This is a genomic window from Sphingobium xanthum (genome assembly GCF_019737615.1).
In the GTDB taxonomy this organism is placed as follows: Bacteria; Pseudomonadota; Alphaproteobacteria; order Sphingomonadales; family Sphingomonadaceae; genus Sphingobium; species Sphingobium xanthum.
Genome location: NZ_JAHKKS010000004.1, coordinates 1 through 20862, shown reverse-complemented (window position 1 = coordinate 20862; position 20862 = coordinate 1). Strand labels below are relative to the sequence as shown.

At 66.1% G+C, this 20862-nt stretch carries 17 protein-coding genes; 6 read left to right on the top strand and 11 right to left on the bottom strand.

Going from position 1 to position 20862, the window contains the following annotated elements; translation table 11 throughout:
• Positions 1-2 precede the first annotated feature (2 nt).
• From KM135_RS08490 to KM135_RS08475, 4 genes are all read left to right on the top strand, one after another.
• The gene (locus KM135_RS08490) at positions 3-407 is read left to right on the top strand and encodes a PTS sugar transporter subunit IIA (RefSeq protein WP_221713580.1); all 405 of its coding nucleotides are present in this window, start codon (positions 3-5) and stop codon (positions 405-407) included.
• Positions 404-688, top strand: a complete 285-nt coding sequence (locus KM135_RS08485; RefSeq protein WP_221713579.1) for an HPr family phosphocarrier protein — start codon at positions 404-406, stop codon at positions 686-688. Before KM135_RS08490 ends, KM135_RS08485 begins: the two co-directional genes overlap by 4 nt.
• A 145-nt stretch (positions 689-833) precedes the next feature.
• Positions 834-1649, top strand: coding sequence for a TrmH family RNA methyltransferase (locus KM135_RS08480; protein WP_221713578.1), 816 nt, complete (start codon positions 834-836; stop codon positions 1647-1649).
• A 73-nt stretch (positions 1650-1722) separates the two neighbouring features.
• Entirely contained in the window at positions 1723-3021 is a 1299-nt protein-coding gene (locus KM135_RS08475; protein ID WP_221713577.1) for an MFS transporter, read from the top strand.
• A 65-nt stretch (positions 3022-3086) separates the two neighbouring features.
• Here KM135_RS08475 and secA read toward each other — a convergent pair whose 3' ends face one another.
• The 3 genes from secA to KM135_RS08460 form a co-directional block, all read right to left on the bottom strand.
• Positions 3087-5825 (bottom strand): preprotein translocase subunit SecA, encoded by a 2739-nt coding sequence (gene secA, locus KM135_RS08470; protein WP_221713576.1) that lies wholly within the window; start codon positions 5823-5825, stop codon positions 3087-3089.
• Between the two features lie 111 nt (positions 5826-5936).
• Entirely contained in the window at positions 5937-6197 is a 261-nt protein-coding gene (locus tag KM135_RS08465) for a hypothetical protein (RefSeq protein ID WP_221713575.1), read from the bottom strand.
• 106 nt (positions 6198-6303) lie between these two features.
• Positions 6304-6801 carry an energy transducer TonB gene (locus KM135_RS08460; protein ID WP_221713574.1) on the bottom strand — a complete coding sequence of 166 codons (498 nt, stop codon included), beginning with the start codon at positions 6799-6801 and terminating at the stop codon, positions 6304-6306.
• A gap of 198 nt (positions 6802-6999) precedes the next feature.
• On the opposite strand from KM135_RS08460, the gene argJ reads away from it, so the two are divergent.
• Together argJ and KM135_RS08450 are read left to right on the top strand one after the other, a co-directional pair.
• Complete coding sequence (gene argJ / locus KM135_RS08455) at positions 7000-8223, top strand: bifunctional glutamate N-acetyltransferase/amino-acid acetyltransferase ArgJ (RefSeq protein ID WP_221713573.1); 1224 nt, start codon at positions 7000-7002, stop codon at positions 8221-8223.
• Position 8224: 1 nt separating this feature from the next.
• A complete protein-coding gene (locus KM135_RS08450) occupies positions 8225-9019 on the top strand; it encodes an inositol monophosphatase family protein (protein ID WP_221713572.1) in 795 nt (264 codons plus the stop codon).
• 192 nt (positions 9020-9211) lie between these two features.
• Here the strand turns inward: KM135_RS08450 and trxA are convergent, their stop codons facing one another.
• The 8 genes from trxA to KM135_RS08410 form a co-directional block, all read right to left on the bottom strand.
• On the bottom strand, positions 9212-9532 hold the full coding sequence (gene trxA, locus KM135_RS08445; RefSeq protein WP_221713571.1) for a thioredoxin TrxA: 321 nt from the start codon (positions 9530-9532) through the stop codon (positions 9212-9214).
• A 34-nt stretch (positions 9533-9566) separates the two neighbouring features.
• Positions 9567-13091, bottom strand: coding sequence for a double-strand break repair helicase AddA (gene addA / locus KM135_RS08440; RefSeq protein ID WP_221713570.1), 3525 nt, complete (start codon positions 13089-13091; stop codon positions 9567-9569).
• The gene (addB, locus tag KM135_RS08435; protein ID WP_221713569.1) at positions 13084-16086 is read right to left on the bottom strand and encodes a double-strand break repair protein AddB; all 3003 of its coding nucleotides are present in this window, start codon (positions 16084-16086) and stop codon (positions 13084-13086) included. The genes addA and addB overlap by 8 nt, the downstream gene beginning before the upstream one ends.
• Positions 16079-16804 (bottom strand): nucleotidyltransferase family protein, encoded by a 726-nt coding sequence (locus KM135_RS08430; protein WP_221713568.1) that lies wholly within the window; start codon positions 16802-16804, stop codon positions 16079-16081. Before KM135_RS08430 ends, addB begins: the two co-directional genes overlap by 8 nt.
• Positions 16801-17790, bottom strand: a complete 990-nt coding sequence (locus KM135_RS08425) for an aminoglycoside phosphotransferase family protein (protein ID WP_221713823.1) — start codon at positions 17788-17790, stop codon at positions 16801-16803. The genes KM135_RS08430 and KM135_RS08425 overlap by 4 nt, the downstream gene beginning before the upstream one ends.
• On the bottom strand, positions 17787-18245 hold the full coding sequence (gene tsaE, locus KM135_RS08420) for a tRNA (adenosine(37)-N6)-threonylcarbamoyltransferase complex ATPase subunit type 1 TsaE (RefSeq protein ID WP_221713567.1): 459 nt from the start codon (positions 18243-18245) through the stop codon (positions 17787-17789). Before tsaE ends, KM135_RS08425 begins: the two co-directional genes overlap by 4 nt.
• A 5-nt stretch (positions 18246-18250) precedes the next feature.
• Entirely contained in the window at positions 18251-20599 is a 2349-nt protein-coding gene (locus tag KM135_RS08415; RefSeq protein WP_221713822.1) for a sensor histidine kinase, read from the bottom strand.
• Between the two features lie 105 nt (positions 20600-20704).
• Positions 20705-20862: adenosylhomocysteinase (locus KM135_RS08410; RefSeq protein WP_221713821.1), on the bottom strand; the 158-nt coding region annotated here is incomplete at its 5' end.

Here is a 20862-nt window from a genome sequence, read left to right as displayed (position 1 = left end):
TCATGATCGGATTGGTGCTCGTGACGCATGGCGGGCTGGCGACCGAATTTCGGATCGCCATGGAGCACGTCGTCGGCCCGCAAGAGGCCATTGAAACGATCTGTATCGGCCCTGACGACGACATGGAATCGCGCCGGGCGGACATTGCATCGGCCGTCGAGCGCGTGAATGACGGCGCGGGCGTAATCCTGCTGACCGATCTGTTCGGCGGAACACCCTCCAACCTCGCCATTTCGCTGCTCGACGCCGGCCGTATCGAGGTGATCGCCGGCATCAACCTGCCGATGCTGATCCGGCTGGAAAGCGCGCGCCGCACGATGAGCGTCACGCAGGCCGTCGCCGCGGCGCGGGAAGCGGGCAAGAAATATATCAGCGTCGCGTCCGAACTGCTCGGAGACACGCCTTGAACGGCGAAGCGGTGAGCCGGACCGTCCTCATCACCAACCGGCGCGGTCTGCATGCGCGCGCGAGCGCCAAGTTCGTCACGCTGGCAAGCGGCCTCAACGCGACGATCATGGTCCGCAAGGAAGGCTATGACCAGGAAGTGGTCGGCACGTCGATCATGGGCCTCATGATGCTGGGCGCGGCGATGGGCGACAGCATCACCATCTCGGCCGACGGCGACGGTGCCGAGCAGGCGCTGGCAGCGATGGCCGAACTGGTCGAAGACCGCTTCGGCGAGGAATGAACCTTCCGAGAAACTTCGGAAACCACCCCTCCTCTTCAGAGGAGGGGCAGGGGGTGGTGGCGATGCGCCAGCATCGCTCTCACAGACATGGAATGCATCGTTGCTGCACCACCCCAACCCCTCCTCTGAAGAGGAGGGGCTAGGGATGCCGCGCGAAATTACCGGCTTTTCCAATCCACTCGTGAAGCGGATACGCTCGCTGCGCGAGAAGAAGCTCCGCAAGCGCGAGGGGGTGTTCCTGGCCGAGGGCCTGCGCATCCTGACCGAAGCGCGCGAGCAGGGCGTGCTGCCCGAGATGGTTGTGCTCGCGAGCGATGCGCGGCCCCATCCCCTTGCCCAGACCTTGCTCGAAGAGGTCGAGGCGGCAGGCGGCGAGGTCATCCTGACCACGCCCGACATTCTCGGCAAGATGTCCGGCAAGGACAACGCGCAAGCGATCATCGGCGTCTATCGCGACCGGCTGACCCCGCTGGCCGAGCTGGACCGCAGCGTGGCTCCGATCTGGTTCGTGGCGCAGGCGATGCGCGATCCCGGCAATCTGGGCACGCTGATGCGGATCGGCGATGCGGTCGGCGCGGGCGGCGTGATCCTGATCGACGATTGCGTCGATCCCTTCTCGGTGGAGACTGTGCGTGCCTCGATGGGCGCGCTGTTCACGCAGAAGCTCGCTCAGGCCGACTGGCCGGAGTTCCTCGGCTGGCTGCGCGCTGGCCCCGGGCAACTCGTCGGCACCAGCCTCAATACTGCGTTTGACTATCAGGAGCCGTCTTATGCGGCGCCGACGTTCATCCTCATCGGCAATGAAGCGCGCGGCCTGCCGGAGGACTATGAAGCGGCCTGCGACCTGCTGGTGAAGATGCCGATGATGGGCCGGGCCGACAGCCTCAATGCATCCGTCGCGGGGGCCGTCATGGCTTATGAAGTGCTCAACCAGCTCCGGCGGACGCAACGGGACGAATAGCTTCTTCCGGCCGGAGAAGACGTTGGCTTTCCCGCGCGAGCGTGCCAACTAGGCACCGGAACAGGGGGGACGCATGGACGCGACAGCAATACCGCAACAGGCCGAAGGCTGGCGGACCATGATCCGGCACCGGCGGGCGCTGATCGCCAGCCTCGCCGGGACAACGATCGAATTCTACGATTTCTATATCTACGCGACAGCCGCGAGCCTCGTTTTCGGCCCGCTGTTTTTCCCGAGCAGTTCGCCGACGGCGCAGCTCCTTGCCTCCTTCGCCAGCATTGCCCTCGCCTTTTTCGCACGGCCGCTCGGCGCCGCCGTGTTCGGCCATTTCGGGGATCGCATCGGGCGGAAATCGACACTGGTGGCCTCGCTCATGCTCATGGGCAGCTCGACCTTCCTGATCGCTTTCCTGCCGACCTATGCAATGATCGGCTGGGTCGCCCCCCTGCTGCTCTGCATCCTGCGCTTCGGCCAGGGTTTCGGGCTTGGCGGCGAATGGGGCGGCGCGGCCCTGCTCGCTGTGGAGAATGCGCCGCCCGGCTGGCGCGCACGATTCGGCATGATGCCGCAGCTTGGCGCGCCGCTCGGCTTCATTGCCGCCAACGGGCTGTTCCTGCTGCTCGGCCTTTGGCTCACTGACGCGGATTTCCTGGCCTGGGGCTGGCGCCTGCCGTTCCTCGCGAGCGCGCTGCTGGTGATCATCGGCCTTTGGGTGCGGCTGAAACTGAGCGAGACGCCAGAGTTCAAGGCTGCGCTGGAGGCAGAGCCGCCGGCCAAGGTCCCACTGGCCGAACTCTTCTCGCACCATCTGCGCGAGACGATCGCCGGCACGCTCGGCGTCGTCGCCTGCTTTGCGCTCTTCTACATCGCAACCGCCTTCGCGCTCGGCTACGCCACCACGACGCTCGGCATGCCGCGCGGCGAGGTGCTCAGCATCCAGCTCACCGCCATCGTCATGATGGCGATCGGCATCATTCTTGCGGGCTGGTGGTCGGACAGGAAGTCCGCGACGCGCGTACTCATGGCGGGCAGCGCGGCGACCCTGGTCCTCGGTTTCGTCTTCGGTGGCGGCTTCAACCCTGCCGAACCGGGCCTGCTGCTCATGGTACTCTCGGCCGCCCTGTTCATCATGGGCTTCACTTACGGGCCGCTTGGCGAATGGCTGACGGCGCTGTTCCCGGCGCGCGTGCGCTACACCGGGGCATCCTTCGCCTTCAACGTGGGCGGCATCGTCGGCGGCGCGCCGGCGCCAATCGTCGCGCAATATCTGGTGAGCACGCACGGTGTCAGCGCGGTCGGGCTCTATCTTTCGGCGGCCGGCGCGATCAGCCTGATCGGGCTCGTCTGGCTGGTGCCAAAGAGCGCCGACTGACACCAGCAGCCGTAACCCCTTCCATAAGCCGTCATCCCTGCGAAAGCTGGGATGACGGTTTTTACTTACGCAAGCGCCCCGTGGCAGTGCTTATACTTCTCGCCCGAGCCGCAGGGGCACGGCGCGTTGCGGCTGATCTCCTGGTCCGCATAGGGGTTGCCATCTGCCGACGCGGGGCGCGTCGTCGCTGCACGCGGCACTGTGGTCGTGATGAAGCCGCGTGAGGCCGCATCAATGTCCGCGCTGTTGTCCTCGCCTGTGAACGGATCGATGTGGCTGGTGAGGAAGGCCGGCAGATCGGGCAACGGGGCCGGCGTCGGCTCCTGCATCTGGAACTGCACATGGCTGATCGTGTTGGTCACATCCTCGCGGATGCTGTCCAGCATGCGCTCGAACAGCGCGAAGGCTTCCTGCTTATATTCGTTGATTGGCGTCTTCTGCGCATAGGCGCGCAGATGCACGACCTGACGCAGAGCGTCGAGCGTCGAGAGATGCTCCTTCCAGTGATGGTCGAGATTCTGGAGGAGGATGCTCTTCTCGATCTGCGCCCAGGTCTCGGGCTTCAGATCGGCGACCTTCTCGGCGAGCGCCTGATCGGACAGCTCGGTCAGCCGCTCGACGAAGATTTCGGGATCGACCGCATCTTCCTTGAGCCAGCCGTCGATATCCGGCGTCAACGCCAGCACGCGCTCCAACTCCTCCTTGAGCCCGGCGATGTTCCACTGCTCGGGATAGGTCCCCGGAGGGCAAGCCGAGCCGACGATGGCGTTGACGGTTTCGTGGCGCATGTCGGTCACGACCTCGCCCACGGTCTCGGCATCCATGATGTCGCTGCGCTGCTCGTAGATGACCTTGCGCTGGTCGTTCATGACGTCGTCATATTCGACGACCTGCTTGCGGATGTCGTAGTTGCGCTGCTCGACCTTCTTCTGCGCGGTCTCAATCGCCTTGCTCATCCATTTGGACGGAGGCAGTGCCTCGCCATCCTCCAGGCTGGAGCGCATCATGCGGGCGAACAGGGTGTCCGGGCCGAAGATGCGTAGCAAATCGTCGTCGAGGCTGAGATAGAAGCGACTGAGGCCGGGGTCGCCCTGACGGCCCGAGCGGCCGCGCAGCTGATTGTCGATGCGCCGGCTCTCGTGCCGCTCGGTGCCCAGCACGAACAGGCCGCCCGCATCCAGCACCGCCTGGCGCTCGGCGATGATCTCGGCCTTGATCCTCTCGATAGCCGCGTCCTTCTCGGGTCCATCCGCCATGCCGGACAGCTCGTCATTGACGCGGAATTCGAGATTGCCGCCCAGTTGGATGTCGGTGCCGCGACCGGCCATGTTGGTCGCGATCGTCACCGCACCGAGGCGCCCGGCCTGCGCCACGATATGCGCCTCGCTCTCATGGAAGCGGGCGTTCAGCACGCTATGCGGCACTTTTTCCTGCTTCAGAAACTCGGAGAGCAGCTCGGACTTCTCGATGGAGACCGTGCCAACCAGCACCGGTTGCCCCTTCGCGGCATGCTCGCCAATCGTCCTGGCAATGCCTTTGAACTTGTCCTCGGTGCTCTTGTAGAAAAGATCCTCTTCGTCCTGCCGCTGGACAGGCAGGTTCGTCGGGATCGTCACCACGTTCATCTTGTAGATGTCGAAGAACTCCGCCGCCTCGGTCGCGGCCGTGCCGGTCATGCCCGAGATCTTCGGATACATGCGGAAATAATTCTGGAACGTGATCGAGGCGAGCGTCTGGTTCTCCGGCTCGATGTTGACGCCTTCCTTCGCCTCGACAGCCTGGTGCAGACCGTCCGACCAACGCCGGCCGTCCATCATGCGACCGGTGAACTCGTCGATGATAATGACCTTGCCGTCCTTCACGATGTAGTCGATGTCGCGGCGGAACATGAAGATCGCGCGCAGAGCCTGGTTCACATGATGAACGACCTGCGTATTCTCGAAGTCGTAGAGATTGGCGCCCTGGAGCAGGCCGGCATCCTCCAGCATGCGCTCGACGCGCTCGGTGCCGTCCTCGGTCAGCACGATCGAGCGCTGCTTCTCGTCCTTCTCGTAATCGTCCGGCTGGAGCTGCTTCACCAGCGCATCGACAGACATATACATCTCGGACTTGTCGTCGGTCGGGCCGGAAATGATGAGCGGGGTGCGCGCCTCGTCGATCAGGATGGAGTCCACCTCATCGACGATCGCGTAGTTGAACGGGCGCTGCACCATTTGCGCGCGCTCATACTTCATGTTGTCGCGCAGATAATCGAAGCCGAGCTCGTTGTTGGTCGCATAGGTGATGTCCGCCTCATAGGCGGCGCGGCGCTCGTCTTCGGGCAGATTGGGGACGATCGTGCCCGTGGTGAGGCCGAGGAAGCGATAGACCTGCCCCATCCAGTCGCAGTCGCGCTTGGCGAGATAGTCGTTCACCGTAACGACATGGACGCCCTTGCCTTCCAGCGCGTTCAGATAGGTCGCCAGCGTCGCCACCAGGGTCTTGCCCTCGCCCGTGCGCATCTCCGAGATCTCGCCGCGGTGGAGCACGATGCCGCCGATCATCTGCACATCGTAATGACGCTGGCCGAGTGTGCGGATCGCCGCTTCGCGAACGGTGGCGAAGGCTTCCGGCAGCAGATCGTCGAGCTTGGCGCCTTCATCGAGGCGGGCGCGGAACTTGACGGTCTGAGCGGCCAGCTCCTCGTCGCTGAGCGCGGAAATGGTCGGCTCGAAAGCCGCGATCTGCTCCACGGTCTTGCGGAGCGACCTCACGTAGCGATCGTTGGACGATCCGAAAAGAGTCTTGGCAATGGCGCCGAACATGGCAGAATTCCTGTCTGAAAGAGATGGATAACCGGCTTCGATGGCCGGACATGCGCGCCAATCCGGCACGCGGAAGAGAGCGAGCCGCGCAGGAGCGGCCCTTAGATCAGCTCAGTGGAGCCAGCTCTGCTTCAAGATGAGAAGCGCACGGCCAGCCGGGCGCGGCAGGGCACGGTGAGCCTGCGAACGCGCCGGCGCATCGAGCATCTGGCGTGGTAGCCCAGCGATGGGACGATGCGCGATCTGCGCGACGACCTCGCCGACCTGCGCAACGGCAGCGACGGCGCTCAGTTCCACCTGCGCACGCGGAGCCGGCCGCTCCCCGGCCATCAGGCCGGTCAGCGACGCCAGAAGCGCGGACAGAAGGATCATCAATTGCAAGCGCGGAACACTTTCGCCGATGAGACGGGCATCCCATAGGATGCGCCGGGCGCTTCGTCTACGCCCTTCACTATTAACGGATTGGGAATGGGGCGATCTACTCCGGAAGTCGCCAGACGATCCGGCGCCTGTCCAGCGATGCAACCGCTCGCCCATTCGCATCGCGCGCCGGTTTGTAGCGGGCGCGGTCCTTGACGAGCCGGCAGCTGGCCTCGTCCAGCACCCGGTGGCCACTGCTCTCCACCACATAACAATCGCCCACTGCGCCATTCGTGTCGATCCGCCAGACGACGCTCACCGTGCCTTGCCAATCGTTCCGGAGTGCCTCGCCCGGATAGTCGGCGCCTTTGAGCCAAGCACCCGCTTCTGCCGATGCCGGTCGGCCACCTTCAGGCACGACAGGCAGTGCCGGCGGCGGACCGGGCGTAATCGCGGAAACGGCCTGCGGTTCCTCGTCGCGTTCCTGCACTTCACGGGCGAGCTGACCCGAGATGTTCTCCAGAATGCCGCTCCGAGCGATCACAAATGCCAGAAACGAACAGACGAAGACAAACCCCAACAGGCTGAGCAGCAGGTCGGCGTTCTTCTGGTTCATTGGCTCCATCCTCGCATCGCCTGACTAGTGGATTGATTTCGACATTTGGGGGCGCCCTGTCCGATAGGATCGCAAATGTCAGAATCGGACCACTAGAACAGTCGAGCAAGTGGTGAATAGGTGCAATCGGACAGCCGCGCACCTCGACCTGCCGAAGCCTGTTTGATCGCGCGCCGCGATGCGCTATTCGCGCCGGCCATGATCGACATCTCGCCCCTCGCCCGCCCCTTCCCCGCCATGCCCGACATATCGGGCGTGACGCGACGTGTGGCGCGGGCGCAGTATAAAGCATGGGATCGCTGTGATCTGACATATGTCGAGCTGGCCGAGGGCACAGCTGTGGCTGGCGTCTTCACGCGCAATGTCTGCTGCTCGACCGAGGTCGAGATGGGCCGCGAGAGCGCCGCGGGCGGGCGGGCACGGGCGCTCGTCGTCAATGCCGGCAACAGCAATGCCTTCACCGGCTTTCGCGGGCGCGAGGCCGTGGACCAGATCCGCGCGCAGGTCTCCGCGCATCTCGGCTGCGCGCCGGACGAGGTGTTCGTCAGCTCGACCGGCGTCATCGGCGTCCCGCTACCCAAGGACAAGGCGCGCGAAGGCGTGGCGGCGGCGCTGACTGCCGCGCCCTGCAGCTGGGAGCAGGCGGCCGAGACGATCGGCACGACCGACACCTTCGCCAAGGGCGCGATGGCGAGTGCCATCGTCGACGGGCGCAAGATAACGCTCGCCGGCATCATCAAGGGCTCCGGCATGATCGCACCGGATATGGCGACGATGCTCGGCTATATCTTCACCGACGTGGCGATCGACCCCGCCCTGCTCCAGAAGATGCTGGGCGCGGCCAATCACCGCAGCTTCTCCTGCATCACCGTGGACAGCGACACCTCGACCAGCGACACGGTGCTGGTGTTCGCGACCGGCGCGGCGGGCAATGCGCCACTGACCAGCATGGACTCGCCCGGCGCCGACGCCCTGCAGGCCGCTATCAACGATGTCTGCACGCAGCTGGCCCATCTCGTCGTGCGCGATGGCGAAGGCGCGCAGAAGTTCATCGAGATCGAAGTGACCGGCGCCGTCAGCGACGACAGCGCCCGGCGCATCGGCCTCAGCGTCGCCAATTCACCCCTGCTCAAGACCGCCATCGCCGGCGAGGATGCCAATTGGGGCCGCGTCGTCATGGCCGTCGGCAAGGCCGGCGAACCGGCCGACCGCGACAAGCTCGCCATCCGCTTCGCCGACAAATGGGTCGCGCAAGCGGGTCTCGCGGCGGACAGCTATGACGAGGCGCCGATCGCGGCGCATCTCAAGGGCCAGGAGATCCGCATCGGCGTGGACCTCGGCCTTGGCGACGGGCGCGCGACGGTGTGGACCTGCGACCTCACCCATGGCTATATCTCGATCAACGCAGACTATCGGAGCTGACATGGAAGGACTGGCCCAATCGGTCGCCGACCTGATGCGACAAGTGGCGGCGGAAGAGATCATGCCGCGCTACCGCAACCTCGCTGCGCATGAGATCGAGGAAAAGTCCGCCGGCGAGCAGGTGACGATTGCCGACAAGGAAAGCGAGCTGCGGCTGAACGAGGGGCTGACGGTCATCCTGCCGGACGCCGGCCTCGTCGGCGAGGAAGCCTGCGCGGCGGACCCGACCTTGCTGGAGCAGCTTGGCTCAGGCCTTAACTGGCTGATCGACCCGATCGACGGCACGCACAATTTCGCCTCGGGCAAGCCCCCCTTCGGCATCATGGTCGCGCTGGTCGATGGCGGCGAGACGATCGAAAGCTGGATGCTCGATCCGCTGACCGGACGCCTGTGCCATGCCGAGTTGGGCAAAGGCGCGACGATCGACGACCAACCCGTGACGGCGCGGGAAAGCGGCGCAGCGCTGCCGGTGGCGGGATTGTCGCTGCTGTTTGCGGACCCGGCCAAGCGGGAGAATTTGAAGGCGCGCGCCGAGGGCCGACTGCAAATGGTCGATATTCCGCGCTGCGCCGCCGAACAATATCCGCGCATCGTGCTGGGGCAGAACGATGTCGCCCTGTTCGAGCGCACGCTGGCCTGGGACCATGCGCCGGGCACGTTGTTCGTCAATGAGGCTGGCGGATTGGTGGCGCGGCCCGACGGATCGCCCTATCGGCCCGATCAGGACCAGAAAGGCATGCTTGCCGCCGCCTCGCCCGCGATGTGGGAAAAGGCCGCGAAGATCCTCTACGGATGAGGAGATTTCCTCAAGATCTTCCGCGGCTCAAAACACCGTTCGCCCTGAGCTTGTCGAAGGGCTGTCCTTTTCCTGCTTGATTGGGAGGAAGAACGGCCCTTCGACAGGCTCAGGGCGAACGGATGACTTTAGGTTCGGCAATCGCACGAAAGGTCCGCGACCGAGCGCCCTACGACGCCCGGTCCGCAAAAATCAAAGCGAGCTTTCCAGCCAGCCTTTGAGCGCGCTCTTGGGCGCCGCACCGACCTTCGTCGCGGCAGGCTCGCCATTCTTGAAGAGGATCATCGTCGGGATACCGCGCACGCCATAACGCGCCGGGGCGTCGGGATGATCGTCGATATTGATTTTCGCAATGGTGACTTTGTCGGCCAGTTCCTCGGCAATCTCCTCGAGCGCCGGGCCGATCATCTTGCACGGACCGCACCATTCGGCCCAGAAATCGACGAGGACCGGCTTGTCGGCCGAAATCACATCATCGTGAAAACTCGCGTCGGAAATCGCCTTGGTGGCCATGACTGCAAACTCCTTGCACCTGTTGGATGGTAATCTAGTCAGCCGGTGAGGCCGTCTCAAGGTCGGCGGAGGACAAGAACTGCTCGCCCTGCCCCAAGCGTGGCTTGTGCGCCGCAAGAAGCGTGGGCGAAAGATCGATCAGCAAGGGCCGCGCGGAATAGAGCAGACTGGCCCGCACGGCGCAACCGGGGAAGATCGCTTCCAGCGCGGCGGCATAAGCGGCCATCTGGCGGACATGGGCCGGCGGCACATCCTGCGCATCGCGCGGGATGCGCTGGCCGGTCTTGAAATCGACGACATGCACGAGATCGTCTGTGACAAGCAGACGGTCGACCGTACCCGCAATCACCTGCCCCTCCACCACCGCCGCGATTGGCGCCTCGGCAAGCGCCTGCGGGCCGAACAGAGCGGCATGAGCGGGATCATTCAGGACAGCCTCGACATGGGCGATCAGCGATGCGCGCTCGCCGGCATCGGCAAGGCCGCCCGCGCCGGACAGCCAGCGATCCGCCGCATCCCTGCGCTCGGCCGGCACGACATCGGGCAGGCGCTCGAACAAGGCGTGCAGCAAGTGCCCGCGCTCGGCCGCCTGACGCATGGCCGCATCGGGCGGCGGGCTGGGCACATCGTCCTCGACCGATGCGGAGGGCGCGAGCGGGCGTGGCGGACGTGCTTCCTGCGGTGCTGGTGCGCGAAGCCAGGCGGGCAGCGGCTCCTGTGCGTCGGCCCCTTCCTCTGCCCTGGACGGCTGGGTGGTCGCGGCTTCAAGACCGGAAGGGCCGAGCCAGAGCTGCCCCTCACCCCAGCCCTCGACCGGCTCCGATGCCGCACCGAGGCGATGCATCGCCCGATCCACGGCCTGATACCAGCTCTCCTCCGGCGCGACGCCCTTTGCCCGGCTGCCGAGCGCGCCGGTGACGACAAGCTGCTCTTCCGCGCGCGTGAGGCCGACATAGAGCAGGCGCCAATGCTCCTGCATGTCGAGCGCGCCTGCCTTGTCCATCGCTTCCTGTACGAGCACTGGCGCTTCGCCCTTGCCGGGGCGGATCAGCGGCAGCTTCGCCGTCTTGCCGACCGGCAGCTCGACGGCATCGGCGCGCGGCCTGGCCGATGGATCGAAGGCGGCGTCGGCGAGGATCACGACCGGTGCTTCGAGGCCCTTGGCGCCGTGGACGGTCATGACGCGGACCATGTCGCCACCCTCGCCCAGCTCGCGCTTGATGTCGGCATCGCCCCGGTCGAACCAGTCGATGAAGCGCTGAAGCGAAGGATGATCGTCCATCTCGAACGCCAATGCGGCATTGACCAGCTCGTCGATCGCGTCGCGCGCTTCCTCGCCGAGGCGGGCGACGAGCTTGCGCCGACCATCCATCGCGCCGGAAAGAATGGCTTCGAGATAGAGATAGGGCGTCGAGAAATCGGCGGAGGCGAGCAGCGCACGGAGCGGCGCCTGATCTTCGGGCATCAGCGTCTCGCGCAGATGCGACCAGAGCGAACGGCCGCCGGACCGGATCGCGCGGTGCATGAGATTGTCCTGGCTCCAGCCGATGAGCGGCGAAACCAGAAGATTGGCGAGATTGAGATCGTCCTCCGGCTGCACGGCAAAGCGTAGCGCGGCGAGCAGGTCCTGCACGGCGAGCGGGGCCTGCAAACGGAGCCGATCCACGCCGGCGACGGGCACGCCAGCCTCGTAGAGACGCGCGACGATCAGCCGCGAGAGCGCTCCGCGACTGCGCAGCAGGATCAGCACATCGCCGGGACGGACCGCCCGTCCCTTGGTCTGGAGCCAGAGCTTGTCGTCGATCCAGCTCTTGACCAGTTGCGCGAGCTTCTCGGCATGTCTGCGCTGATGATCGGCGAACCAGTCGTCCTCGCCCTCCGGGCTTTCCTCGATCTCGCCGTCTTCCTCCTCCTCGGCCGCAACGAGCGAGGTCGGCGGCAGGAGCAGGATGCGGCCGGGGTGGCGGCGGGCACTGTTATGCTGCTCCGAAGGCTTTTCGAGGCCAAGGGCCTCGTGGCCAACCTCGTCAAGCAACGCATCGACCACATCCAGCACCGCTGGCATTGATCGGAAGCTGAGCGACAGCGGCAGTTCGGCAAAGGGCTGGCTTGCGCGCTCGGCGCGACCACGAAAATCGCGCAATGCTTTGCCAAATGCTTCGGGGCTGGTGCCCTGAAACCCGAAGATCGCCTGCTTGGTGTCACCAACCACAAAAAGCGTGCGCTGGAGGCGGAACTCGGGCGGTTCCAGCTCACGCTCGAAATACTCCTGCACCACAGCATCAACGATCGCCCATTGCCGATCGTTGGTGTCCTGCGCCTCGTCGACGAGAATATGATCGACCGTCTGATCCAACTTGTAACGGATCCACTCGGACATGCCCGGCTGGGTCAGGAGCTGACTCGCCCGGCCGATCAGATCGTCGAAATCGACGGCGCCCGCCTGCCGCTTCGCCTGCGCATAAGCGCGCGCATAAGCACGGCCGGCGGTCAGCGCCTGACCCATGGAACGAGCAATAGTGACTTGTCGCCGCAGATCGAGCATAGCCCTGATCTCTGCGCCGCATTCAGCAGCGATTTCGACATAATCTGGTTCGGCGTTGAGTAGTTTGTCCTTGTCTCGGTTCTTAACCTCACCCTTCTGAGTCAGCAGCGCGCCGAATAGTTCTTCAAGGCCTCCGGCACGATCTGCGTCAGTCAAGCGAAGCCAGTTTTCGATCAGGTCTGCGCAGGCGTTACCGGACTTGGCGTTCCAGGCTCTATTAGCAACCGCCACCTGACGGAGTTTGCGAATAGGAAAGGTTCCATCCGCGCAGCGCAGTGCAATTTCCACTTCGATGTCGCCGGTTGGTAGCTTCAAAAGCGCCAGCATAAGCAATTGCAGATCATCGAACAGAATACCCGCCTCGGGACCGAGTTGTTCGGCGAGCTTGTCCAACTCCTCGCATAGCGTCACGCAGCGCTGCAGATAGACCTGCGTCCCCGCCTCGCCCAGCCGCAGCGCCAGCATCTCGATCGCGTCCAGCACTGGCTGATCGCGGTCGCGCTCGGCCGTCTCGATCATGGCGATGAGGGCCTTGCGCCAGAGCTCCGCCTGTCCGCGATCGTCGAGCGGCTTGAAGCCGGGCACCAATCCGGCCTCCAGCGGAAAAGCCGCGAGCAGCGCCTGGCAGAAGCTGTGGATCGTCTGGATGCGCAGGCCGCCGCCCGTCGCATCGAGCACCTTGGCGAAGAGCAGCCGCGCCTTCGCAACGGACTCGGGACCGGGGTCCTCGCCCAGCGCGATCAGATCCCGCGCGACATCCGGCCCCTTGCTCTGCACCCAGCGCGCGAGCCGGCTGTGGACGCGCTCGGCCATCTCGGCCGCGCCCGCCTTGGTGAAGGTAAGGCAGAGGATACGCTCGGGCGGCACGTCCTGAAGCAGAATGCGCAGGACACGCGAGGAGAGCACGGCGGTCTTGCCGGTGCCCGCCGACGCGCTCAGCCAGACGTGACTGTCCGGCCGCGAGGCATCGGCCTGATCGCGCGTCAGGGGTAGGAGCGGTTTGGCCTCAGCCACGCGAGCCCCCTGCCCGGCCGCGCCCGAACCATTCGTCGAGCCGCATCAGCTGATCATAATCGGTGAAGACCGGCGCATCGGAATGCGGCCGCGCGGCGAACGGCTCGCGGCCGGTGAGCCAGTCGGTCGCTGCCTTTTCGAATGCGCGCTCAACAAGCGGCAGAAAACGCTCCGTCGCGATGCGCTTATGCGCTCCTTTTGGATCGGTCAGCAGCCTCTTGTGGCCGAAGGCGCCGCGCGCACTTTTGCTGAGCTTCCAGTATTCGAAACCACTGACCTCGGTGCCGGCCTCGACATCCGCGAAACCGCCTTCCCGCGCGATCAGGCCGAGCAGCCCCAACTGCAACGAAAAACCGGCTTCGACCTGCCTCACGCTCGCGGTCGCACCGCTCTTGTAATCCACGATCGCGACGGAACCGTCCTCCAAGCGATCGACACGATCGGGCGTGCCGTGAAGCTCGACCCCGGCCAGCCTGATTTCACCCCGCTTCTCGCCGAACAGGATTTCCCGGCCTGCTGCCCGCTGCTCGGCGACTTCCGCCGCCACCCAGTCAAGCGCCGCCAGCAGTCGCGGTTGCCAAAGGGCGCGCAGAAGCGGGTGAGCCTTTGCCCCCTCGATCATCTCGCGCGCGAAGGTCGCAAGCAGCGCCGGATCATGCTCACCTTCATCCATCCAGCGCTTCAAAATTCCGTGCGCCGCCGTGCCGCGCCACGCCGGTCCGGGATCGGCATCGACGGCTTCCAGACGCGAAAGACGGAGTATCTTGGACGCATAGAAGGCGTAGGGATCGGCACTGAGCCGGTCGACATCCGTCACGGCGATCCGCAGGGGTCGGGCATCCGCCGGGGGGCAAGGTGACGGCCGCTGATAGTCGAGGCTGAACGCGACTGGGCGATCGATCGCCCGCGCCAGTGCAATCAACCGCCGATCTTCCGCCCAGCGCTCGCCGGTCATGGCCTTCAGCCGCAGCCAGAAGCGCGAGGCGATCGTCGGCGCCGAGCGGTCGCGGCGGGCGCGCGACAGGACGACCTGCGGCGCGCCGAGGCCATTGGCGAAGTCGTGCGCCGAGAGGCCGATGCGATAATCGAGGCCCGGCAGGCCGAGCGACAGACGGATGCGCGTCGCCAGCCAGGGGTCCGGCGACGGCAGGCCCGGCCACACGCCTTCGTTGAGACCGGCGAGGATCATGAGATCGGCCTGCTGCAGGCGCGCTTCGAGCAGGCCGAGGATTTGCAGCCGCGGATGCCCACCCTGTGGCGGGCGCACGGCCTGCGCCGAGAGGATCTGGCCGAGCATGCCGACGAAGCCCGCGCCGTCGGCGGTCAGCGGGCCATGAACGGCGGCGGCTTCCGCATCGGCGACGCAGCGCGCGGCGGCATGGCCCTGATGCCCGGCCCAGACGCGCTCGCCGGTAAGCGCGGACGCGGTCTCGCGCAGCGCCGCGAACAGATCGGGCAAGGGCCGTTCGCTGGCGAACGCCGCTTCCAGCGGGGCCAGCCATTCGGAGACTTGCGGCCACCAGAGGCGCAGCGCCGCGCGCGCCTCGCGATGGCGGCCGCCCTCTTCCGCCAGCAACCGCGATATGCCGGACAGGCCAGCCGGCGGACGCGGGCCGCGCAGCACCAGATCGAGCGCGCGGACCTGCTCCAGCCAGCCAAGCCGCTCCCCCCCGGCTTTCACCAGCGGATGCTTGAGCAGGGCGAGCAAGGCGACCGGCGCGAACTGCTCCGCCCCCGCCTGCGCCAGTGCGAGCAGCAAGGTGCCGGGCGGGAGCTGCGCCAGCGGACGGCCGGCGGAATCGTCCGCATCGATACCCCAGCGCCGCAAATGCGCCGAGACACGCGTGGCGAGATCGCGGTCGGGCGTCACCAGCGCGGCCGTCCGGCCGGGCGTCTCGACCGCCTCGCGCAAGGCGATGGCGATCGCTTGCGCCTCTTCCGCCGGATTGGCGGCCTCGATCGCATGCACATCCTTCAGCGAGCGTTCGGCGGGCGGCACATCGGGCCAGCCGCCGGTGAGCAAGGCAGGCAGCATCGCATTGCTGATCGCCTTGCCCCGCGCGGCGCGGGCATCATGCTCGCTGCCCCAGCGCCAGAGCGCGACCTCGTCGCGATGCACATCCATCCGATGCAGCAGCAGCTTCAGCGCATATTGCGGATGGGAATCCCGCGCCGGGGGCCGCGTTTCCCCCGGTTCGGGCGGCGCGACAGGGCCAATCTCCTTCCATTGCTCCGGCGTCAAATTCTGGTCGAGATCGGGCAGCACCACCATGCCCTGCGGCAGGTTCGCGACGGTCTTCAGCAGTCCCGCCACAGCCGGCGCATTGGTCACGATACCGGCCGCCACGACGAAGCGATCCGGCGGCGCCTCGCGCCAGCGGGCAGCGACATGATCGAGCAGCCGGTTGCGCCGCTCTGCCATGTCGATGAGGCCGCGCCGCGCCAGCTCCGCCAGCCACGCATCCATGAGCAGCTCGAACTCGCCGAACGCCGATTGCCAATGGCCGGACAGCTCGTCGGGCTGGAGCGCCTTCACGTCGGCAAGTGTCCGGCGCTCGACGGTGAGCTGGTCGAACGCCTGCGCCAGCGCGGTCGCCAGCCGATAGGCCTCGCCCAGTTCCAGCCGCTCGCCCTGCGCCTCTCGCCGCTGGCGGATCAGGCGGGCGAGGATCATCAGCCGCTCGGCGGGAGCAATGGCGGGCGGAATCGCCGCATCGGCGCCGATCGGCGCGAGCGCGCTGCCCAAAGTCTCGTCGAGATCGATGTCGCCGACAGCGACGAGGCGTGGCAGCAGCAGTCCGGTGCCGGACGCGCGCACGAACGCATCGCGCACGGCGCGGATCGCGCGATTATTGGGCAGCAGCACGATCCCACGCGCCAGGGTCAGGCCGCCGTCGGTCCCGCCATGGAGCGCCAGCAACCCCTTGGCGAGCGCGTCCGAAAAAGCCCGGTGCGCGGGGATGGTGTGGAGAGCGGGCGCGCGCCGCTCAGCCATCCGCAATCCCGGCCTCGACGAGCGGAATCGCCTCGGGCGTGCCGACATCGAACCAGAGGCCCGAATGGGTCATGCCATAGGCCCGGCCCTGCGCGATGGCGCGATCCCAGAAGATGTTGGTCGAGAAGACGTCGCTCGGCGGATCCTGGATCAGCCGGGGCGAGATGATCTGCACACCGGTATAGACGAAGGGTGCCACGCGGCCGGACTTGCGGCGGCTGAGGCGGCCTTGGGGATCGAGATGGAAATCGCCGAGGCCGCGATGCCCGGTCGCGCGGGCATGGGGAATGACGAGGAGCAGAGCATCCATCTCCGCATCGTCCCAGCGGCTGGCGAGCAGCCGGATCGAATCGCCCGGCCCGTTGATCCAGAGATTGTCGCTGTTGGCGCACAGGAACGGCGCGTCGCCCAGGAGCGGCAGCGCTTTGACGAGTCCCCCGCCGGTCTCGAGCAGCTTGGCGCGCTCATCGGAGACCGGATAGTCGGCGCCGGTCTGTCGGGCGCGGGCCTGAAGATGCGCTTCCACCGCGTCCGCCAGATAATGGACGTTGACGACCGTGCGGCGAATGCCGGCGTCCTCGATCCGGTCGAGCGCATGATCGATGAGCGCTTGTCCCGCCACGCGCACGAGCGGCTTGGGGCGCGTCGCCGTCAGCGGTCGCATGCGCTTGCCGAGGCCGGCCGCCATCAGCATCGCCGTGTCGAGCTGAATGCTCATGCGGCGTCGTCGATCCGCAGTTCGCCACGCACCTCGGGCGGCACATTGGCATCGAACCAGGCCGTTACCGGCGCGAGCGCGGGATGGGCGAGATCGCGCTCCAGCAGGCCCCACATGCGCGGCAGGAAATCGAGATAGCGCGGCTTGCCGTCGCGCTTCCACAGGCGCGTGAAGATGCCGATGATCTTGGCATTGCGCTGGGCGCCGAGCACCGCATAGGCCGCCTCGAAATCGGCCGAGCAGCGGGCATTGGCCTGATAATGCTGCAGCATCGCCTGCTCGACCGCGGGGCTCACGTCACGGCGCGCATCCTGAAGGAAGGAGACGAGATCATAAGCGGGATGCCCGGCGAGCGCGTCCTGAAAGTCGAGAAGGCCAAGACCGCGCGACCGGGTGAGGTCGGGCAGCAGCATGATGTTCTCGGCATGATAGTCGCGCAGCACGGTCACGACCGGCGCATCGTCTTGCTCGGCGATCGGCAGCACGGCTTCCCAGGCCGCGACATATGCATCGGCGTCGACATCGAGGCCGGCAGCCGGACAGAACCATTCGGTCAACAACGCCGTTTCGCGCTGATAGACGGCGCGGTCATAAGGCGCGAGTTCCGCCTGGGCGGGCAGCTTGTGCAGATCGACCAGCAGATCGACCGCGCGCTCATAGAGCGGTGCCTCGTCCCGAGGCCGCTCATCGACATGTTCGCGCAGCCGCGCATCGCCGAAATCCTCCAGCAGCACGAGGCCCTGCGTCAGATCCTTGGCGAGAATCTCGGGCGCGGCGAATCCGTGATCGCACAGCCACTGGCCAACCGAGAGAAACGGGCGCGGATCCTCATGCGGCGGCGGTGCGTCCATCAGGATCGCCCGGCGCGCGCCATCGACCACGCGGAAATAGCGGCGAAACGAGGCGTCTCCCGCCAGCGGCAAAATCTCAGCCTCCTGCCAGCCGGCGGCATCGATGAAGGCGCGGGCGCCGGCGGGCGGGATCATGGGAGTGGCCATCGGCCCTCCCAAGACTTGGGCACGCGCGCTGTCAAGAGACGGCCGCCATCGTCCGCCGTGTCGATATGGATCGCGAGCGCCAGATCGGCATAAAGCGTGCCGAGCCGTTCTGGCCATTCGATGACCAGTGCGCCGCCCTCCAACCAGTCGTCGAGGCCGAGTTCGTCCAGTTCGTCCGGCTGCTCGATCCGGTAAAGATCGACATGACCGAGCGACAGGCGCGTCTCGGGCGGCTCATAGCCTTGCAGGATCGCGAAGGTCGGACTGGGCACGTCTGCCGCAAAACCGAGGCCGCGCAGCACGCCGCGCGCGAAGGTCGTTTTCCCGGCACCGAGCCCACCCTGTAGCGTCACGATATCGCCGGACTGGAGCCGGGCGCCCAGCCTCCGGCCCAGCGCTTCCATGGCGTCGGGCGTCGCCGCCGCAAGCTGCGTATCAGGCATGCGCGTCAATCGCCGCGCGGCAGATCGATGGTGACGATCGTCCCCTGCCCCGGCTCGGACACGAGGCCGACAGTGCCGCCATGCGCCTCGACGAACTGCCGCACCAGAGGCAGGCCGAGGCCTGACGTCTCACCTTCAGTATTGCGGCCGAAGCGAGCGAAGCTGTCGAAGATGCGTGCCTGCATCTTGCTGTCGATGCCGGGACCGTCATCCGAGACGATGATGCGCACAGCCTTCGCGCTGCCTTCGCAATGGATGAGCGCACGGCCGCCATTGCCCACGAAGCGCACCGCATTCTCCACGACATGATCGACCGCCTGGCGAATGCGCCGCTGGTCGCCCTTGACATGACCGATGCCGGGACGGAGCGAGAGCGCCAGCGTGACTTGCCGCTCCTTCGCCTTGCTCTCATAGTGCCGGGCGACCTCGTTCAACAGCGCCTCGACATCGACATCCTTGCGCTCCAGTGGCAAGCCGCCCGCCGCGCCCTGCGTCAGGTCGAGCACATTGTCGATGAGGCGCGCGAGGCGCGTCGTGCTGTCGATGATCGCATCGACATATTCGCGGGTCTGCGGCGTCAGTTCGCCGGCATAACCGGACTGCATCATTTCCGCGAAACCGACGATCGAGGTCAGCGGCGTACGCAGCTCGTAACTCATATTGGACACGAAGGCCGTCTTGACGCGGTCGGCATCCTCCAGCGCCTCGTTGCGGTCGCGCAGCGCCTGCTCGATGCGGCGGCTGTCCGAGATGTCGAGCATGACGAACAGCGCATTGCCGTCCGGCAGCGGTATGGCGGCGAACTCGAAATAGCGGCCGTCCGAAAAGGCGATGCGCCCGCCGCGCTGGCGCCGCTCGACTGTTGCGGCGCGGATGAGCTGGTGGACGAGGCTCGATTGCTGCGGGCGGGCGAGACGATCCGCCAGTGCAGCCATCAGCTCATCGACGCGCGGATGAGTCGCCAACGTTGCTTCCTGCACGGCCCAGATCTGGCGGAAGCGGCTGTTCCACAGGTGCAGGCGGCCGTCCGCGGCAAACACGGCAATCGCCTCGAACAGGTTGTCGAGCGTCGCCGTGCGCACGCGAAGCAGCGTATCGCGCGCGCTGGAGAGTTGGACGTGCTCGGTGCGATCCTCGAAAATCAGCAGCAAACCGCCATCGGGCAGCGGCTGCGCATAGACCCTAAGATGGACGCCGTCGCGTAAACGCCAATGTTCCTCCTGCGCGTTCGGCGACTGGAACCATTGCCGCCGCTCTGCGCGCCATGACGGGAAGTCGGCCGTCTCGGGCACCAGTCCCGCATCGCGCATTGCGTCCAGCACGCGGTCGAAATGCGTTTCGACGGCAGTCTGGTCCGGAGTCAGGCCGAAAATGCTGAGGAACGGCTGATTGCAGAATTCGAGCAGATGATTGGCGTTGAACTGCGCCACACCGGCAGACAGCCGGTCCAGCATGTCGCGATTGGCCTGGACGAGATGCCGCAGTTCCGCGCGCACTTCCTCCAGCTCCTGCATGTCGATGGCATATCCGGCAACGCCGACCTTACCGAGCGGCACATCGACGATGCGCATGAGCCGGCGTTCGCCGTCGATGGTGACGGGCAGCATGCGCGCGCTCAACGTCTGGCTATTGGCGGCGAGCGCGGCGGAGGCGCCGGGCGATAGGCCGTCGATGGCCTCGATCAGTTCGATCCCCTGCTCGATCACCTGCGCGGCGGAACGGGCATCGACAGCCTGAACATAGGAACTGTTGACGAGGCTGAGCCGCTGGTCCGGGCCACGGTGCCAGACCGGCATGGGTGCCGCCTCGATCACGCCGGACAATGCCTCCAAGGCGTCGCGATAGCGCCCGACCTGCCCGCGCAGATCCTCGATCTGCGACTGGCTCTCGGTGGCATCGAAGATCCAGAGCACGATCGTGCCAGGGCTGGCGAGATCGGGACCGGCAGGGCCGCCCCGCACCAGCAAGGTCCGGCTCGATCCCTGTGCACGCATGGGCAATACGAAGGAACGGCTGCCGCGTTGCGCGGCCTTCACTTCCTCGGCAAGCGCCCGGGCATGCTCCGGCTCAAAGCCGCTTTCCTCAGAAACGAGTTCGGAGAGAAACGCAGGGACAGTCGTGCGGCCCAGCCAGTTGGCGAGGCGATCGGGCGCTTCGATGCGGCCATCGACCCGCACGAGCATGGGAATCGCAGGCGCAGACTGAAGAAGATCGGCAAGGCGATCCGCCTGCCCGCGTGCCTGGCGCGAGGTGCGGCGCAGCGCGAGTCCCGACAGCAAGGCCCAGGCCGACAAGGCCAGCCACAGCGCGAGCACGGCACCGATTGCAGCAAGGACTAGCGGCGGAAGCGAAATCACTGCGCTGGATTACGAGGCAAAGCTGCGCGAGGCAATGCCGAGCGAAACGGGCCGGCGCGGCGATCAATGCCCCTCCCCTTTTCGAGGAGGGGCATCGAGCCATCAGTACCGGTAATGATCGGGCTTGAACGGCCCCTTTGTGGAGACGCCGATGTAAGCGGCCTGCTTTTCGGTGAGGGTGGAGAGCTTGACCCCGAGCTTGTCGAGGTGGAGGGCTGCGACCTTCTCGTCGAGATGCTTGGGCAGGACGTAGACCTGGT

Bases quoted from the DNA above. Each gene is read 5' to 3' on its own strand.
- KM135_RS08490 (WP_221713580.1), top strand. From the start codon at position 3: ATGATCGGATTGGTGCTCGTGACGCATGGCGGGCTGGCGACCGAATTT.
- KM135_RS08480 (WP_221713578.1), top strand. From the start codon at position 834: ATGCCGCGCGAAATTACCGGCTTTTCCAATCCACTCGTGAAGCGGATA.
- KM135_RS08475 (WP_221713577.1), top strand. From the start codon at position 1,723: ATGGACGCGACAGCAATACCGCAACAGGCCGAAGGCTGGCGGACCATG.
- secA (WP_221713576.1), bottom strand. From the start codon at position 5,825: ATGTTCGGCGCCATTGCCAAGACTCTTTTCGGATCGTCCAACGATCGC.
- KM135_RS08465 (WP_221713575.1), bottom strand. From the start codon at position 6,197: ATGATCCTTCTGTCCGCGCTTCTGGCGTCGCTGACCGGCCTGATGGCC.
- KM135_RS08460 (WP_221713574.1), bottom strand. From the start codon at position 6,801: ATGAACCAGAAGAACGCCGACCTGCTGCTCAGCCTGTTGGGGTTTGTC.
- argJ (WP_221713573.1), top strand. From the start codon at position 7,000: ATGATCGACATCTCGCCCCTCGCCCGCCCCTTCCCCGCCATGCCCGAC.
- KM135_RS08450 (WP_221713572.1), top strand. From the start codon at position 8,225: ATGGAAGGACTGGCCCAATCGGTCGCCGACCTGATGCGACAAGTGGCG.
- trxA (WP_221713571.1), bottom strand. From the start codon at position 9,532: ATGGCCACCAAGGCGATTTCCGACGCGAGTTTTCACGATGATGTGATT.
- addB (WP_221713569.1), bottom strand. From the start codon at position 16,086: ATGGCTGAGCGGCGCGCGCCCGCTCTCCACACCATCCCCGCGCACCGG.
- KM135_RS08430 (WP_221713568.1), bottom strand. From the start codon at position 16,804: ATGAGCATTCAGCTCGACACGGCGATGCTGATGGCGGCCGGCCTCGGC.
- KM135_RS08425 (WP_221713823.1), bottom strand. From the start codon at position 17,790: ATGATCCCGCCCGCCGGCGCCCGCGCCTTCATCGATGCCGCCGGCTGG.
- tsaE (WP_221713567.1), bottom strand. From the start codon at position 18,245: ATGCCTGATACGCAGCTTGCGGCGGCGACGCCCGACGCCATGGAAGCG.